We start from the raw sequence: 17,153 nt of genomic DNA on the forward strand, positions 1-17,153 counted from the left end.
AGTTACAGTTCCGTCTGGTGCAATCGTGTAAGTTCCTTGACCTGGAATAGATTTCTCTTTGCTTCCATCTTCGAAGGCTGGCTCTACTGTTTCATCAATTGGAACAAGTGGGTCGCCACCTTGGAAGCTTGGAGTACCTGTTTGTGGAAGTCCTTGAGGACCTGTACTTGTTGCACCGGTTCCTGTTGGGGTCACCTTAGTAAACTCTGGACTGTAAGTCGCAGTGACTGGGGTGCCGTTCTTATCTACACGTTTGACTGTAACTGGATCTGGGTTTCCAACAAACTGCTTGTCTGGTGTGAAGGTCACTGTACCATCCGGCGCAATCGTATAAGTTCCTTGGCCTGGAATAGATTTCTCTTTGCTTCCATCTTCGAAGGTTGGCTCTACTGTTTCATCAATTGGAACCAGTGGATCGCCGCCTTGGAAGCTTGGAGTACCAGTTTGTGGAAGTCCTTGAGGACCTGTACTTGTTGCACCAGTTCCTGTTGGTGTTACTTCTTTCACTACCGCTTGGTACTTGACAGTAACAGGAGTTCCGTTGGCATCCACACGAGTCAATTCAAGCTCTGGTGTTTCACCCTTGAACTGTTTATCAGGAGTGAAGGTCACCTTACCGTCTGCATCCACTTCGAACTTACCAACATTTGGCACTTCTTTCACAGTTGTACCATTGTCAAATAGTGGAGTTGAATCAGCTGGGAATGGAACTGAGTCATGGCCTGGAGTGAAGGTCACTTTACCTTCTTGGACCTGACCTTGCAGACCCTCTGTCTTATCACCTGAACCAGTCGGAGTTACCTTAGTAAACTCTGGGCTGTAAGTCGCAGTAACTGGAGTGCCATTCTTATCAACACGTTTCACTGTAACTGGATCTGGGTTTCCAACAAACTGCTTGTCTGGGGTGAAGGTTACAGTTCCGTCTGGTGCAATCGTGTAAGTTCCTTGGCCTGGAATAGATTTCTCTTTGCTTCCATCTTCGAAAGTTGGCTCGACTGTTTCATCGATTGGAACCAGTGGATCACCACCTTGGAAGCTTGGAGTGCCCGTTTGTGGAACACCCTGAGGACCCGTGCTGGTTGCGTTAGTGCTGGTTGGGGTTACCTTAGTCACTGTTGGAGTATAGGTCGCAGTAACTGGGGTGCCGTTCTTATCTACACGTTTGACTGTGACTGGAGTTGGTGTGCCAACATATTGTTTTTCTGGAGTAAAGGTGATAGAGCCATCTGGATTGATGCTGTATTCACCTACACCTGGAACTGTTTTCGTTGACTGTCCATCTTCGAAAGTCATTGGTTTCGTATCATCAAGTGGAACCAATGGATTACCTTCTGTGAAGGTTGGGGTACCTTTTTGCGGTTGACCTTGGATACCATTTGAAGTGGCGTCTGTTGAAGTTGGGGTTACCTTAGTCACTGTTGGAGTATAAGTCGCAGTAACTTCTGTACCGTTCTTATCTACACGTTTCACTGTTACTGGAGCTGGAGTTCCAACGTATTGTTTTTCTGGAGTAAAGGTGATAGAACCATCAGAATTGATGCTGTATTCACCTACACCCGGAACGGTCTTCGTTGACTGACCATCTTCGAAAGTCATTGGTTTCGTATCATCTAGTGGAACTGCTGGATCGCCTGCTGTAAAGGTTGGCTTACCGCTTTGTGGCTGTCCTTGCAGACCAGTTGATGTATCATTTGTACTTGTTGGAGTGACTTTAGTCACCGTAGGTTGATAAACTGCTTCGGCAGTAGAACCATTCTTATCTGTCACACGAAGAGTTGCAGGAGTTGGTGTACCATAGAAATCAGGTGCTGGTTGGAAGCTAATATCCCCATTCGGTTGAACAGTATAGGTTCCTTGAAGTTTACCACTAGCATCATGTACTGGTAAGCTGTTACCTTGTTGAACTTGTCCATTAACCACAAATTGTGGACCTTCTGGTGCAAATGGCACAGTCTCATTTTGACCATTGATAGTTGCTTGACCAGGGGTAAAGGTGAGGTGGCTATCTTGCTTTTGACCTTGGAGTCCAGTAGTTTCTGCTCCTTGCCCTGTTGGAGTTGCAGCCTTAACATCTGCTTGGTAAGTAGCTGTTACTTCTGTTCCGTTCTTATCTACACGCTTAACGGTTTCTGCAGTTGGACGTCCAGAGTATCCAGGAACTGGTTGGAAAGTAACGCGGCCTGTACTATCCACCTTATAAGTTCCAACACCAGGAACCTCTTTCGTTGACTGACCGTTGTCAAAGGTTGGTGCAATTGATTCATCAATTGGAACACGGTTATCACCTGGAGTGAAAATCAAGTTACCAGATTGTTCAGCGCCTTGGATACCTTCAGAACTTGCGTTTTGAGATGTTGGAACAACTCGGGTAACAGTTGGTTGATAAGTTGCAAAGTGATCATTACCACTTGCATCATTTACTTTTAATTTAATCGGATCAACAGTTCCTACAAATGATTTATTTGGGGTAAAGGTTACTCGACCTGTAGTTGGATCTAAGTTGAAGGTACCAACCTCTTTCCCACCTGATGTTGCAGGAATACTAGTTCCTGAGATAGGATCTCCATTTCCATCTAAGAAAGTAGCAGGATTACTTGCAGATGGTTGAACCGGTGTGTTGGCTGGATTACCATCTGTAAATGAGATGTCTTTTACTTGCGCTAAACCTTGAGCATCAGTTGAACGATGTTCAGTGTAATCAACTACTGTAGGAACATAACGAGCATCCATAGAATTTAGAGGTTGGTTGATGACTGGTTCTGAATTGTTTTTCGCTGACCATTCAGTGCTTGCACCGTTGCTATCAAAGCGACGGATGTTAATACCTGACGTAGTCCCTACGTATCCAGCATTTGGAACAAAAACAACATCAACATTATCACCATTTGGCGTCACTTTGTATCGGCCTTCTGCTGTTGTATACCAACCTTCTGCATCTGCTGTTAATTCACGTCCATTATTATCTAAAACAACAGGTGCCTTATTAGTATCAATCGTTGTTCTAGCATTCTCGTCTTCTTTAGAATAACCACGAGATGTGAAGTGTAGGCTTGCTTGTTGTTGTTGATCGCGTAAGCCCTTGGTTTCCTTCTTTTCACCCTTTGGTGGGTATGTAAGGTTGACTTGTAAGTCTTCAACTTCACCACTGAAGGCTGTACCGGTAGGCTTCTCGATATCACCTTGATTCAAGGCAATACGAACACGCATCCCTAACTTCTTGACTGAGTCGTCATTCATTGGAGCATGATTTCTGAAAGTAACTGTGTAGTCTCCTTCAGAAGTGACTTCAGTAAACTCACTGGCTTCGTTCTCGTCAAATTTCCCGTTATTGTTAAAATCAATCCAAGCTCGAACATAGGCTTTTTCATTTCCATTAGCTGAAGCATGGAAACGAAGCGAATAATCCCCATCACGAAGACGATCTGCTTGGAATAACTCATGAGTCTTACCAACTAAGTCTGATGGTAAAAGCTGATCAATCCCTTCATCAGCATGATCTGTACTATCATCGTGAGTCCAATCGTTGCCTGAAGTTGTATCAATATCCGCAGGCTTCCGACCAAGATATGGTTGTGGATTTTGTGCTCCCGTAGCAGCATTGTAACCAGAAATAGTGTGAACTGCATTTCCATAGCTTTCAGGCGCATCCCCAGTATCTACAACCATGAAACCAATCATAGCAGCTTGCTGACCAGAAGATGCGATATAAATACCTACCTCTGATGCTTCACGAGTCATCACAATTGGGACTGTATGATCCTTCGAAGTGTTAGGACCAAAGACTTGTGAACCTAAACCACCCGTTCTTTGATCAGGATTTGTAAATTTAGTCCAGTCAATTGTTGGAGTAGTTGCGTTATCACCAATATACTGACCAAGTCGATTAGGATTCATTGGTGCGTAGGTATCTGTAATCACTTTACCTTGTGGTGACACACGTTTCCATTCAGCTAAATGTTCCCATCCTTTCCCATTTGTAGTAAAGATAGCATATTCACCTGGGTTTGCTTCTTCTCCATCCGCCATAACCACTGTGGCCTTAACAGGCTTGTTTAGATATGTTGCTTCAACCTTAAACTTCACACCATAACTTGCACCATTCTTAGGAACCTGCAATTGGGTTCTACGTCCATTAGTATCAATTCCCTGCTCACGAAGAGATGTCCATTGGTTCATAGGAGCACCAATGATTTTTGGTCGTGCAGAATCACCCTCATTAACTTGGCGATTATAGTCTGCAGGCACATATCTAAACCAGGTATTTTTAGCATTAGGATCATAACTATTTTCATAAGAAGTCCCTGCTACACGATCACGATAAATCTCAGTTGAGTGGAAAGGTTTTAGTTCCGTAACTGTTAATTTAACGACATATCCTGGAGAAATTTCCTTCTCATAAACACTACCTACTTTAAGAGAACCGTCAGTATCAAGTCCTTTAAATGCCTGACTATCACCAAAATCTAACCAGTTAATTTGCTTAACTAGATCCGCAGGGCGTTTCTTTTCGGAATCTGCTAAAGTTGGTTTTTCAATTGTGTTGTTAGGATCTCCATCACGTAAACCAGTAGGTGTAGCATCTCGACGTGCTCGGCGAGAACGTGTAGGTTGCGTAGCCTCCCTAGTCGCTACTGGTTGTTCTGTAGCTCTTGAAGCACTTACAGCTTCTGAGCTAGCTTCAGTTGGAGCTGAATTGGCACTTTCTGCAGGCTTCATTTCTGTAGGAGCAACCGGCTTCTCAACAGAAGGTTGAGGTGTTTCAGTAACAACTGGCTGTTCATTCTTTGGTTTCTCAATAGATTCTGAAGCTGAGTTTGCAGGTTTACTATTCTCAGCGGATTGAGGAACCTCAGTATCTGAAGCAACTACAGTAGTTGCAGGTTTTGGTGATGTTTCAGAATTTGCTGGTGCTGTAGAAGTTGCTGATGGTTCAGCAATATCCGTTCGCGAAATCTCATTTTGGACACCAGAAGCACTTGTTTCATCAGCGCTAACCTGAGACGTCACTCCCAATAGAACCAAGGTAGACAAGAGCACAGAGCAAACACCCACGTTTAGTTTCCGAATAGAAAACTTACGAAGGTGTGGATTAAATAATTCTTTTCCCATTAGAATCTCCTAAAATTATTTTTTAAGATATTATACATTATTTTTAATGATTTAGCTACTAAATTATCCTAGAATAATAACTTTTTTTCTATTAAGTGAGCTAAATGAGCAAAGTTTTAAATATCATTATATTAAGCGCTCTTTATGTTTGTTTTTAGGAATATTTATACTAATGTTTTATATTTCAAATAAATTATTTTACAAACTAAATTAACCTTTCATAGAATATAATAAAAAAATTCCTGCTATTTATAAAGCATCAAAAAACCACTCACTCCAAAGAGCAAGTGGTTCGTGTAATTTTTATTTTTCAAGTAAGCTGAGCGCTTCTGCATCAGCGATAATCGTCACATCAGGGTGGTTTTGTAGGCTACTTGCTGGTAGACTTTCAGTCACTGGACCAGACACTGTTCCAGCAATGGCTTCTGCTTTCGACTCACCGTAAGCAAAGAGAATAATTGACTTGGCATCCAAGATGTTTTTAATTCCCATTGAAATGGCTTGAGTTGGAACATCTTCAATCTTGTCAAAGAAACGTGCATTGGCTTCGATGGTAGATTGATCAAGTTCTACTAGATGGGTTTGACTGTCAAATGGAGTTCCTGGCTCGTTAAAGCCGATATGTCCATTGCGACCAATTCCCAAGATTTGCAAATCAACTGGATGGTCAGCCAAAATTTGATTATAGCGTTCTACTTCTTCTTCAGCATTGTCCTTAACACCACGTGGCAAGAAGCTTTCTTTAAATGGTTTTTGGTTGAACAAGTTTTCCTGCATGAAGTAACGGTAAGATTGTGGATTGTCCCCATCAAGCCCTACATACTCATCAAGGTTCACACTGGTTAGATTTGAAAAATCAAGGTCACTCTCAACGATTTCCTTGTAAAACTCAAGCGGGCTGCTTCCTGTCGCAAGTCCTAATGTTTGAGCACCATTGGCCAATTTTTCCTTCAAAATCTCAAAAGCTACTTTTCCACCTTCGATTTGGTTTTCAACTTTAATAACTTTCATTTTATATCCTCCATATTTCTATATTTATTATATGGTATAGACCAATTTTTGTCAAGTGAAAACGATTTATTTTCCAAAAATAGAGCGTCCAAACTTGAAACGTGTTATAATGGATAAGATTAGAAGTTAGAAAGAATGATGAAAAAAATGAATACAGCTGATTTTGATTTCCACTTACCTGAGGAATTGATTGCCCAAACGCCACTTGAAAAACGTGATGCGTCTAAACTCCTTATCGTTAATCGTGAAACGGGAGAAATGCAGGATAAACACTTCCACTCCATTATCGACATGCTGGAACCTGGTGATGCCCTTGTCATGAACGACACTCGCGTTCTCCCTGCCCGCCTCTATGGTCAAAAAGAGGAGACCGGAGGTCATGTGGAGCTTCTCCTGCTCAAAAATACTAGTGGTGATGAGTGGGAAGTCCTCGCTAAACCTGCCAAACGCCTCAAGGTCGGTACTCGCGTCAGTTTTGGAGATGGTCGCCTCAGCGCTGTCGTTACGGAAGAATTGACCCACGGGGGCCGCATTGTCCGCTTTGAATACCAAGGAATTTTCCTAGAAGTTTTGGAAAGTCTAGGTGAAATGCCATTACCGCCTTATATCCATGAAAAACTGGAGGACCGTGAACGCTATCAAACGGTCTACGCTAAAGAAAGTGGTTCTGCTGCAGCACCGACTGCTGGTCTCCACTTTACTAAAGAACTGCTAGCAGAAATCCAATCCAAGGGTGTTCATCTAGTCTATCTCACTCTTCACGTCGGACTCGGAACCTTTAGACCTGTCTCTGTTGACAATCTGGATGAACACGAAATGCACTCAGAATTCTACCAACTTTCTGAGGAAGCAGCTGCCACCCTTCGCTCTGTCAAGGAAAAGGGAGGTCGCGTCATCGCTGTCGGAACCACTTCGATCCGCACACTGGAAACCATCGGTTCCAAGTTTAATGGGCAAATCCAAGCAGATTCTGGCTGGACCAATATCTTTATCAAACCAGGCTACGACTGGAAGGTTGTGGATGCTTTTTCAACCAACTTCCACCTTCCCAAGTCAACTCTTGTTATGCTAGTTTCTGCCTTTGCTGGTCGTGACTTAGTCCTAGATGCCTATCACCATGCCATCCAAAAACACTACCGCTTCTTCAGTTTTGGAGATGCCATGTTTATCTATTAAGAAAATCCCTATTAGGAAACCTAATAGGGATTTTTCTAATTATTCTATACCAAACTTTGGATCTTTCAAACTCTGAACACTGGCATTGATAACTGCTCCGATAATCAAAATCTTTGCAATGAGAATAAACCAGAACATCATGACTACCACGATAATGGAACTGAAAAATCGGACATCAACCAGATGATTAACATAACTATTGACGTAGACAGAAAAGATATTCAATAAAAAGATAAGAGTTAGCAAGACAAAGACACTTCCTGGTAAAACATAGCGGATTCGTGGTGCTTTTACTTTTGGAAGGAAGTAATAAATCATGACTAGAATGGCAAAGATCAAGGCATAGACCAGAGGGCCTGTAAAGTCTTGCAGGTAAGAAAATAGCGGACTGTCTGATTGCCAGTAAGTTTTGAGGAGGTTAAGCAACATACGACCAAACATACTCAAAAACAAGGCAAAGGCAAAAAGGATCTGCAAGCCAAAACTAACAAGTAGACTCATCAACTGATGGGAGATAATGCCTCGACTCTTGGTCACTCCATAGGCTTTGTTAAAGGCTTTTTGGAGGAAATCCATTGATTTCGAAAAAGTCCAGAGGGCAGATAAAACAGCAAAACTCAGCAAACCAGTCGATGGTTGAGTCAGAACTTCTCGGACAATCTTGGCGACCACATCATACACCGTATCAGGCAAAAATTCCTTGATCGTCAGTAAGAAATTTGAGACCGGAATCTGAAAATAAGGCAAAATATTGACCATTATCATTAGCAAAGGAAAGATTGAAATCAACCAATAGTAGGCAACCGCAACACTGGTCAACTCGCTATCAGATGCTTGATAATAATGCAAAAAAGCTTTCAATAAGGGCCTGTCCATCAGCTCTTTCCACCACTTTTTCATGTTCCATCCTCCGTCATTTTCTTCATCATCTAAGTTCTTCTGATTAAATCTAGCATATCATAAGGCAAGGTATTTGCAGCCTCTTTCAGAGAATAATTCTCTAAATTATTCACATTTTGGCGTAGTTTTTTGGCATACTTGGCTGTTATCAGTTTAGCTTCTTCGTATTCAAAGATTGCCTTACGTTCGAGATAGTAGCCTCGCAGCATTTCTTCGATATTGTTTGGCTTGATGCGATTGATAACCCGCTCAACAAAAGCACCACTTCCGATAATGGCCGTCTCGCGTAGACGAGACTCTTGCATAAAGCTAATCAGAGAACTCTTGTAAACCCCTTTGAGGTTTTCCAAACTCTCGATAATCAGCTCTGTATTTTCCAAATACAACTCTGAAATTTGATCATAGTCAACTGCTAGTAGTTTACGAGATTCTTCATTCATCCAACTACGGAAAGTTTTGCCAAAGGTAAACATTTCATGGAGTAGAAAGCGCAGTATCCGTAAGGAAACTAGGAAGTAATAAGTCACTCTAGAAGCGAAATTCCGATTGATACTCTGCTCCATGTTTTTTAGGTAACGTTGGTAAACTCGATAGCCACGCTCACTGACTCTATTTTCTTCATAGGCTTGCTCCAAACCGTCACTCTCAATACTCAAGATAAGAAGCTTTAGGGACTCCCAGTCCTCTTGGACTCTCTTATTTTCCAGACTAAGGATGAGGTTTTCAATTCGACCATGATAATTATCAATAGCTGCATAAAGAGGAAGTTTGTTCTTGTGATGGTCCAGCTCTTTTTCTAATTCTGCAGCTACATCATTCAAAATCGCAATATGCATCAAATGGTCCTTGCTTTCCTCTTGTTCCTCAGATAAGCGAGGGAGGACCAGTAAACCTGTTAGAAAGCTTAATAGTGTAACGCCTGCTACGAGAAAGAGCAACAGAGGATACTCCTGCTCCAAATGACTTGGTATGAGGAGAATAGTCGCGATAGATACTGTCCCTTTGACACCAGAGAAGGTCAAAAGAAGCATATCTTTCATGTACTTATGAATTTTTTTCTTAAGTCGACGCGTCCTCACAAAGTAAAAACCAGCAATCATGACAAAGCGGATCGCAAAAAGCAAGAAGGTCAGAACGACAACTGAAAGCAGTAAAAGAAGGGGATTGTAGAGAGAATTAGACAAAATTGGCTCTGCAATCAATTCTAATTCCATTCCCAAGAGAACAAAGACTGATCCATTTAGCATAAAGGTCACGGTGTGCCAGACGGTCTCCGTCACGGTGTCTACCTGAGCCTCAAGGAGCGTAATTTTCTTAAAGCGACTGGCCTTCAAAATACCTGCAACCACTACTGCGATAATCCCTGAAACATGAAACTCTTCTGCGATGAAAAAGGTCATGAGCGGCAAACTTAGCTCTAGCAATAGTTCACTGGCTATATCTATCGCTCGTACACTCAGTAAAAAGCTATGCAAAAAACGATTGACCATAGCCGTCACAAAACCGACTACAAAACCACCAAGTATAGAAAGTGCTAGGGAAGTTCCAGCTTGGCTGAAAGAAAACGTTCCTGTTGTCCAAGCAGCAAGAGCCATCTGAAAGGCAACCAAACCAGAAGCGTCATTTAAGAGTCCTTCCCCTTTTAGAATATTAGAAACCCGTTTGGGAAAACGAAAACGTTCAGAAAGAGATGCGAAGGCAACCAAATCTGTTGGCCCAAGTGCCGCTCCAACTGCTAAACAGGCAGCCAAAGGAAGAGTCATCCAAAGGAAGTGAGCCATGCCCCCCAAGCTTAAGGTTGAGATAAAAATCACAGGAAAAATCAGAAAGACGACAATCCGCCAATGTTTCAAAATGGACGTAATATCCGCTTCTTCTGCCTCCCGGAAAAGTAAGGGACCAATAACCATGGCCAGAAACAGCTCTGTATTGAGATGAAAGTCCGCATCGGGAACAAATAAGCCAATCCCAATCCCCAAAAGGATTTGCACAAGAGGAAGGGGCAAAAAAGGGAGAAGTTTATTGGTCGTAGTTGAAATGATTAAGACAAATAAAAATAGAATCAAGTAAATGAGTAATTCCACACAATTCCTCCTTAATCTTTTTTACAACAAGATTCAAAAATCTCCTTTTGCTCTTGGATTTTCTGATCAATCTTAGAACAGTCTTTGTGCTCAATTTTTTTCTGGCATCGTTCCATTTCAAGAGCCACTAATTTTTTCTTGATTTTAAGCATTTTCTTGCTCATATGTGCTTCATCAAGCACCCCGACTGCTCGCTCGTGATGCGTTGACTCAACAAAATTTTGGCGCATTGCCTCAAGCTTCTCACGAAGGTATTGTTTATCCATGTCTATACCTTTCTAATTTTTCAATCATAACTAAAAACGGTGGATTATTAACTTGGTTGAGAGTCCGATAAATGGCAGCTGTATACTCTTGTTGGTTCAACTGGCTAACAAACTCCAATACAGCATCCCTCTCAGTATCTCCTCCTTCATGACCATAGTAGATCATGATAGCAATCCGTCCTCCTTTGACAAGCAAATGACACAGCTTTTCTAATGCTTCGATAGTAGTCTGAGGTTGTGTGATGACGGATTTGTCAGCAGAAGGCAGATAACCCAGATTAAAAATCCCTGCCTTAGCTTCTGTCACAAATTGGTCCAGTTTCTCATGACCTTGCAAGATTAACTGGGCATTTGTCATTCCAGCCTGATCCAAACGCTCTTGGGTTTTCTCCAAAGCCTGCTCCTGGATATCAAAGGCATAGACTTGCTTGGCTAACTTGGCTAGAAAAAGGGTATCATGGCCATTGCCCATGGTCGCATCCACTACGATATCCTCTTTTGTCACAACTTCCGCTAAAAAATCATGCGCCATCTCAAGTGGTCTTTTCATTTTTAAACTCCTGTTTTACAGCCTTGCATCCTTGCACACTTCCACGACGGCGCATCTCAGTTTCAATAGCATTTAGCACTTCCCATTTATTGAGGCTCCACATAGGACCAATCAGCATATCTCTCGGTGCATCTCCTGTAATTCGATGGATGACGATATGCTTGGGAATGATTTCCAACTGGTCACAAATGACCTTGACATACTCGTCCTGACTCATCAGTTGCAAACGACCTTCGTGGTAATCTCGCTGCATCCGTGTATTGGTCATGAGGTGAAGCAAGTGCAGTTTAATTCCTTGAATATCGTTATCCGTGACACAGCGACGGACATTTTCAATCATCATCTCATGGGTTTCGCCAGGCAGGCCGTTAATCAGATGGGAAACAATTTCAATCTTGGGATACTTTCTCAAGCGTTTTACTGTTTCAACATACAATTCATAAGAATGAGCACGGTTGATCAAGTCAGAGGTTGCTTCAAAAGTAGTCTGTAAGCCCAATTCAACCGTCACATGCATGCGTTCCGATAACTCAGCCAAATATTCGATTGTTTCATCAGGTAAGCAATCCGGGCGTGTTCCGATATTGATTCCCACTACACCAGGTTCGTTGATAGCCTGCTCATATCGCTCCCGAATCACTTCCACCTTTTCATGGGTGTTGGTAAAATTTTGAAAATAAACCAGATACTTCTGAACATCTGGCCACTTGCGGTGCATAAAGTCAATTTCCTTATAAAATTGCTCACGGATAGGGGCATCCGGTGCCACGATGGCATCTCCAGAACCTGAAACCGTACAAAAAGTACAACCACCATGGGCTACAGTTCCATCCCGATTTGGACAGTCAAATCCCGCATCGATAGGAACTTTGAAAGTCTTCTCTCCAAAAAGTTTTCGATAATAATCATTCAAGGTATTATAAGATTTCATAACTTTCATTATAACAAAAAACACCTACAATCTCAAAAGCCTGACTTTCCAACAAATTCCCTTGTTTCTCATTTCCTTTAGCGTTTTTTTATGATACAATATGGGTATGATTTTAATGAAAATAGCATCTATTTTATTATTGATATTAACCTTGGTGGTTTGCTTTATTGTCACCAAGCTTTTCGGACTTAGGAGAATAGGATTTAATTTCGCGGATCTAGCTTTTCCACTTTTGGTATTTGAGTACTACCTAATTACTGCTAAAGCCTTTACCCACAACTTTCTACCGCGACTTGGAGTCGCACTTTCACTCCTAGCAATCCTCCTTGTAGTCTTTTTCCTTGTCAAAAAACGAAGTTTTTATTACCCTAAATTCATCAAATTCTTCTGGAGAGCCGGTTTTCTCCTTACCCTGATTATCTACATAGCTATGATTGTCGAATTGATGATGCTCCCATAAAAAACATTCCCTCAGACAGCTGTCTAAGGGAATGTTTTTATCTTCATACTTACTTTCTAAGCTCTACCAAGATACTTTTTCTTATTTCCTAAATGTTAAGGCGTAGAATTTTTCATCCCAAAGAAGTTTCATTTCCTTTTCCTTAACTTCACTTGGAACAGCATTCTCAATTTCACTCAAATCAACAGTAGCGTCTTTAAAATAATCCTTACTAAAATGATTTTTCTTATATTGCTGATCCACATAGTCAGCCGTCTCATCTGCAATTAAAATCTTAGTCCCTGGCTTCGCCACTCGTAGCATTTCCTGCATAGCCTTGGCCTTATCATTGAAAAAATTGATTCCGCCAATATGGTAGACAATGTCAAAACTATTATCCGCAAAGGGGAGATCCTCCGCGCAAGCATGGAAAAGTTGCAGATTGGTCTTTTTAGCGCAAGATTTCTGGCATTTTTTTAGCATACTGATAGAAATATCTACCCCTACAAAGTCTAAACTTTTCAGGTCAATTGTCTCAGGAATATAACGGAGGTCTTGGCCAGTCCCGATAGAGACATAAAGAACAGATAAATTATCCTTCCATTCTATTTCCTCCATCAGATCCTTTCTCAACTTATCAATTGCCTTGCCGTGGAGAAGTGGTCCTATCCATTTCTCACTCATATCATACCAGCGAGCCATACGGTTGTACATGGTCATGTATTTAGCATTATCTCCAGATAAATAATCTGGATTAAGAGACAGATAGATAGTCCCATCTTTTTGAAAATTTTCCACCTCCAAACCTGACTTCAATTTATCTTGTAATCTTGTTTCAATCATATGCAACATCTCCTTTTTTATTTGTCACCTATTATAGAGGATTTCGTAGCGAAAACAATAGCTTTTCAGTAAGTGGCAACTATCCACTTGTATCCGGTAGTAGAACCAGGGTCCGTTACAAAAAAACAAGTGCCAATTTCCATTGACACTTGTTTCTACTTTTAAACTGTGTTGCAAAATTTCGTGAAAGATACCGTTTAAAAAACTTAATCTTCTTTTTTGCGTCTTGCCAAGAATCCTGTTCCCAATCCAAGTAGGGCGATTCCAGCTACTAGAGCCACTTGGTTAGACTCGCTTCCTGTATTAGGCAATTCCCCACCTTTTTTAGGCTTACCTGGTTCATTTGGTTTGCCAGGTGTTGGTTTTTCAGGAGTGTGCGTATTTGTAATGTTGTAACCTTCTACTGAAGCAGTATAACCATCTGGAACATTCACTTCTTCAACAGTGTAGGCAATCTCCTTACCTTCTTGATAACGATCAAGACCTGTAAACTCATAAGTCCAGCCACTTGTTTCTGACACTGTAGCTGTCTGACCAGTTTCCTTACCATCTGCAAGAAGTTTTACGGTGATAGATGCTGGACGGATGCCATCTTTGTTATCTTCATCTTTCCAGATTTTATGACCTTTTACAGCTGTTTTTTCTGGAGTATGTTCGTTGGTAATGGTGTACTTACCATCCTTGTCTGTAGTGATGGTTGCTTTGTATTCTGTCATAGCAGTTTCTTTGACAGTGTACTTGATTTCCTTACCATTCTCATACTTAGGAAGTTTTTTAGATTCGAACTTCCAGCCAGTTTTTTCTGAAACTTCAATTTCTTGAACAACCTTGTCGCCGTTAAGAATTTGAACTTTCACAGATGTTGTACGTTTACCGTCTTGGTTGTTGTTATCTTTCCACACCTTAGTTCCTGAAAGAACTACTGTTTCTACGTCATGAGTGTTAGTCACCACTTGACCAGTTACAGAGGCTTTATAGCCAGCTGGTACATCTACTTCATCGATAGAGTAAGTAATTTCTTTACCAGCTTCGTATTGTGGAAGATTTGTGAATGATGCTACCCAAGTGTTAGCGTCTGTCTTATCCTTAGCTGTCAAGGTTAATTTCTTACCTTCAACGGCTACTGGATCAGCATCTCCTACTTTTTTGTAAAGTTGAACCGTTACGGACTCAGGACGTTTGCCGTCTTGGTTGTTCGAGTCGTTCCATACTTTTGTTACCTTGTAGTCAATTTCTTTAGGAGCATATTTGTTTGTGATGGTAAAGTCTGTAATAGTTGATTCGTATTCGGCTACGGCTTCTTCTGTTACAGTGTATTTGATTTCTTTGCCATCTTTATATTTTGCTAATTTCGTGAATTCGACAGTCCAAGTTCCATCTGCGGCTGCTTGAACTTCTTTCGAATCATGTTTCTGACCATCTGCTAAAAGATTGATTGTAATCTTAGTTGGACGTTTACCGTCTTGGTTGTTTGCGTCATCCCAGTTCTTAGTTGCTTTTACATCAACTGTTTCTGGTGAATAGCTATTTGTGATGGTGAATCCAGATGCAGCATCACCAGTAATTTCAGAAGTGTAACCAGCAACAGTTACTTCTACTACCGTGTACTGGATAGGTGTGCCGCCTTTATCAGCATCAAGGTCTTTGAAGCTTCCAGCCCAACCATTTGCGGCATTGAGCTCAAGTGTCTTACCAGTATCTTGACCGTCTGCAAGCAATTTAACTGTGACAGAAGATGGGCGTTTACCATCTTGGTTGTTCTCGTCCTTCCATACTTTCTTAACAGAAACTTGAGTTTTTGCTGGAGTATAAGTATTCTCGAAAGCTTTTTCATCATCGTAAGAAACAGTTGCTTCAAGTGCACCTTTGCCCTTATCTACTACAGTAACTGTAGCCGTGACAGTTTTAGTGTCGTACTTGATGTTTGTATCACTGCCAGCTTTTTCAGCAATTTTAAAGGTATAAGTTCCTGCTTTGTCAAATTCCAATTCTGAGAAAGCAATGTTTCCGTCTTTGTCATTCTTCACAGTTTCTTTCACCTTACCATCTTGGTCTGTTAAAGTGAATTCAAACTCTTCAGCCTTTAACTCACGTCCTGTAAGTTTTTTATTAGCTTTGATCTTTGCTTTAGCTTTGCTACGTTTATTTGTAACTGTTTTGATAGCTCCATCTTGTCCAACAGTCATCTCAAATGGAGTAGGATTCAACTCATATCCCTCAGGAGCCTCAATCTCGGTTACCGTAAAGTTCCCCTTCTTGATATCACTCTCTGAGTAAATAGATGACTCAGCAATTCCGTCATCATTTGTCGTTACAATTTCCTCTTTAGCCGTAGCTCCTGCTGGAGGAGTAATCTTGAATTTTGCTCCTTTTAGACGGTCATGAGTCAGCTCGTCGACCTTGTAAAGAATGATACGGTAACCAGTTTCTAACTGAATTGTACCACCAGATGCAACGACTGAGTTTCCGATTTGCTTAACGACTGTCTTATTACTATAGTCGTCATATGTAAGAATCTGGTCATCACCCTTCATTTCAGCATTATTCTGAACTTTTGTTCCATCAGCTGGAGCACTTGTTTTATAATTAATTCGAAATGCTGCAGGTTTCCCGTTCTTAGCAACAATTGAAGAAGCATTGTTAATTGTTAAAGTAAAATCGGTATATGACTCATTCCAACTAACTTGGTAATCTTTACCAGCTTCTAAGACTACCTCATCTTTAAAGTAATAAGATTTATCGTACCAACCTGCCGTAACTTTAAATGTTTCTGGAATCATCTGCATCGGTGAGGCATTAGGGTCAACCCAGTCATGAATTTCAATTTTGTTATAGGCAGCTTGTTTCGGATTAGCTCGAACATACCAACTGTGTAAATATTGCCCACTCTTATTTAGAGCACTAGATGTCCAATCCTCTTTGTAAATCAGACCATGATACTTACTGAAATTCGCACGTCCAATACCTTCAGAATAATCAGATGCTTCGCCTCTTTTTACCTTAATCTGGTGTGTAATTTCATTTATAGTTTCCGTTTTATCAAATCGAAGCGTCTCATTGCTTAGTTCATTTTTAGAACTAAAACCAACAAAGAATGTCCCTTTGACATTTTGTACTTGATAGCCACCTTTTTTCTCAAGGTAAGCTTTCAGATTCTTTAATGTAATAGTTACCTTACCACCATTATTATCCCCATTTGATACAATTTGAGTTTCCCCGATAACAAGATCTGGTTCATTGTCATTTAAGTCAAAACTCTCATTTCTCACGGTTAACGGACTTGGGACTGTAAATGTAAAGGTGTCACCGTCCTCCAATTTGCCATCATAGGCACTCAAATCATAATCCACTGAGAACTTATAGTTTGAGTAGTCATGGTGCTCTGGAGAAAGGTTATAAATTCCATTTTCATCCGGACTTATAAATTTACCATTATCAACTTCCCAAATTCCAATATTACTGATAACGTTCTTCAGTTCCTTTGCTTGAACTGAATTTGGAGCAAAGATCATCCCTAGCAAACAGGCCAGAGAAGTTAGGATGGATAACCAAAATTTCTTGTTCTTCATTTTCTTCCTTTCTAAATAACCGAAAACATAAAACGACCAACTATGATTGTCAAAACTCAACAACATCTCCTTTCAAATTCATTAAAATGGATGAGGCGCATTGATGAAACTACATCACATTTACAGACGTTCTTACAGTATGCAATTGCAATTATTTATCATATTGGTTCTGTTTTTAATATAGAAACCTCCTTTAATTTTATTATAAAACAAAATTAACTTTTTTTGTAATAATATAAGGTTATTACTCTTTACAAAATATTGACACTGTGTAA

Annotated in this window: 11 protein-coding genes; 2 read left to right on the forward strand and 9 right to left on the reverse strand. The window is 40.8% G+C overall.

Features of this window, described 5'->3' with window-relative positions:
- Positions 1 to 5,109, reverse strand: a 5,109-nt coding sequence (locus tag M1F63_RS06330) for a CshA/CshB family fibrillar adhesin-related protein (protein WP_247940990.1), incomplete at its 3' end; no start/stop codon positions are given.
- Between the two features lie 303 nt (positions 5,110 to 5,412).
- Complete coding sequence (locus M1F63_RS06335; RefSeq protein WP_247940991.1) at positions 5,413 to 6,120, reverse strand: glucosamine-6-phosphate deaminase; 708 nt, start codon at positions 6,118 to 6,120, stop codon at positions 5,413 to 5,415.
- Positions 6,121 to 6,267: 147 nt separating this feature from the next.
- Between M1F63_RS06335 and queA the strand changes: the two genes are divergently transcribed.
- Complete coding sequence (gene queA, locus M1F63_RS06340; RefSeq protein WP_247941008.1) at positions 6,268 to 7,296, forward strand: tRNA preQ1(34) S-adenosylmethionine ribosyltransferase-isomerase QueA; 1,029 nt, start codon at positions 6,268 to 6,270, stop codon at positions 7,294 to 7,296.
- Positions 7,297 to 7,335: 39 nt separating this feature from the next.
- On the opposite strand, the gene M1F63_RS06345 is transcribed toward queA, so the two are convergent.
- From M1F63_RS06345 to mnmL, 5 genes are read right to left on the reverse strand one after another with little or no spacing between them, the layout of a single operon-like run.
- Positions 7,336 to 8,196, reverse strand: a complete 861-nt coding sequence (locus tag M1F63_RS06345; protein ID WP_000759517.1) for a YihY/virulence factor BrkB family protein — start codon at positions 8,194 to 8,196, stop codon at positions 7,336 to 7,338.
- Between the two features lie 29 nt (positions 8,197 to 8,225).
- A complete protein-coding gene (locus tag M1F63_RS06350) occupies positions 8,226 to 10,280 on the reverse strand; it encodes a cation:proton antiporter (RefSeq protein WP_247940992.1) in 2,055 nt (684 codons plus the stop codon).
- Positions 10,281 to 10,291: 11 nt separating this feature from the next.
- A complete protein-coding gene (locus tag M1F63_RS06355) occupies positions 10,292 to 10,546 on the reverse strand; it encodes a hypothetical protein (RefSeq protein ID WP_000361094.1) in 255 nt (84 codons plus the stop codon).
- Positions 10,539 to 11,096 carry a tRNA 5-(aminomethyl)-2-thiouridylate-methyltransferase MnmM gene (gene mnmM / locus M1F63_RS06360; protein ID WP_247940993.1) on the reverse strand — a complete coding sequence of 186 codons (558 nt, stop codon included), beginning with the start codon at positions 11,094 to 11,096 and terminating at the stop codon, positions 10,539 to 10,541. The genes M1F63_RS06355 and mnmM overlap by 8 nt, the downstream gene beginning before the upstream one ends.
- The gene (mnmL, locus tag M1F63_RS06365; protein WP_000867026.1) at positions 11,080 to 12,036 is read right to left on the reverse strand and encodes a tRNA modification radical SAM protein MnmL/YtqA; all 957 of its coding nucleotides are present in this window, start codon (positions 12,034 to 12,036) and stop codon (positions 11,080 to 11,082) included. Before mnmL ends, mnmM begins: the two co-directional genes overlap by 17 nt.
- A gap of 91 nt (positions 12,037 to 12,127) precedes the next feature.
- On the opposite strand from mnmL, the gene M1F63_RS06370 reads away from it, so the two are divergent.
- Positions 12,128 to 12,487: a DUF3397 domain-containing protein gene (locus tag M1F63_RS06370; RefSeq protein WP_227946099.1), complete on the forward strand. Its 360-nt coding sequence runs from the start codon at positions 12,128 to 12,130 to the stop codon at positions 12,485 to 12,487.
- A gap of 81 nt (positions 12,488 to 12,568) precedes the next feature.
- Here M1F63_RS06370 and M1F63_RS06375 read toward each other — a convergent pair whose 3' ends face one another.
- The gene (locus tag M1F63_RS06375) at positions 12,569 to 13,309 is read right to left on the reverse strand and encodes a class I SAM-dependent methyltransferase (protein ID WP_049549785.1); all 741 of its coding nucleotides are present in this window, start codon (positions 13,307 to 13,309) and stop codon (positions 12,569 to 12,571) included.
- 206 nt (positions 13,310 to 13,515) lie between these two features.
- Entirely contained in the window at positions 13,516 to 16,878 is a 3,363-nt protein-coding gene (locus M1F63_RS06380; protein ID WP_247940994.1) for a Cna B-type domain-containing protein, read from the reverse strand.
- Between the last annotated feature and the right edge of the window lie 275 nt (positions 16,879 to 17,153).

The sequence above is a fragment of the Streptococcus oralis genome (assembly GCF_023109155.1).
GTDB classification, from domain to species: Bacteria; Bacillota; Bacilli; order Lactobacillales; family Streptococcaceae; genus Streptococcus; species Streptococcus oralis_BZ.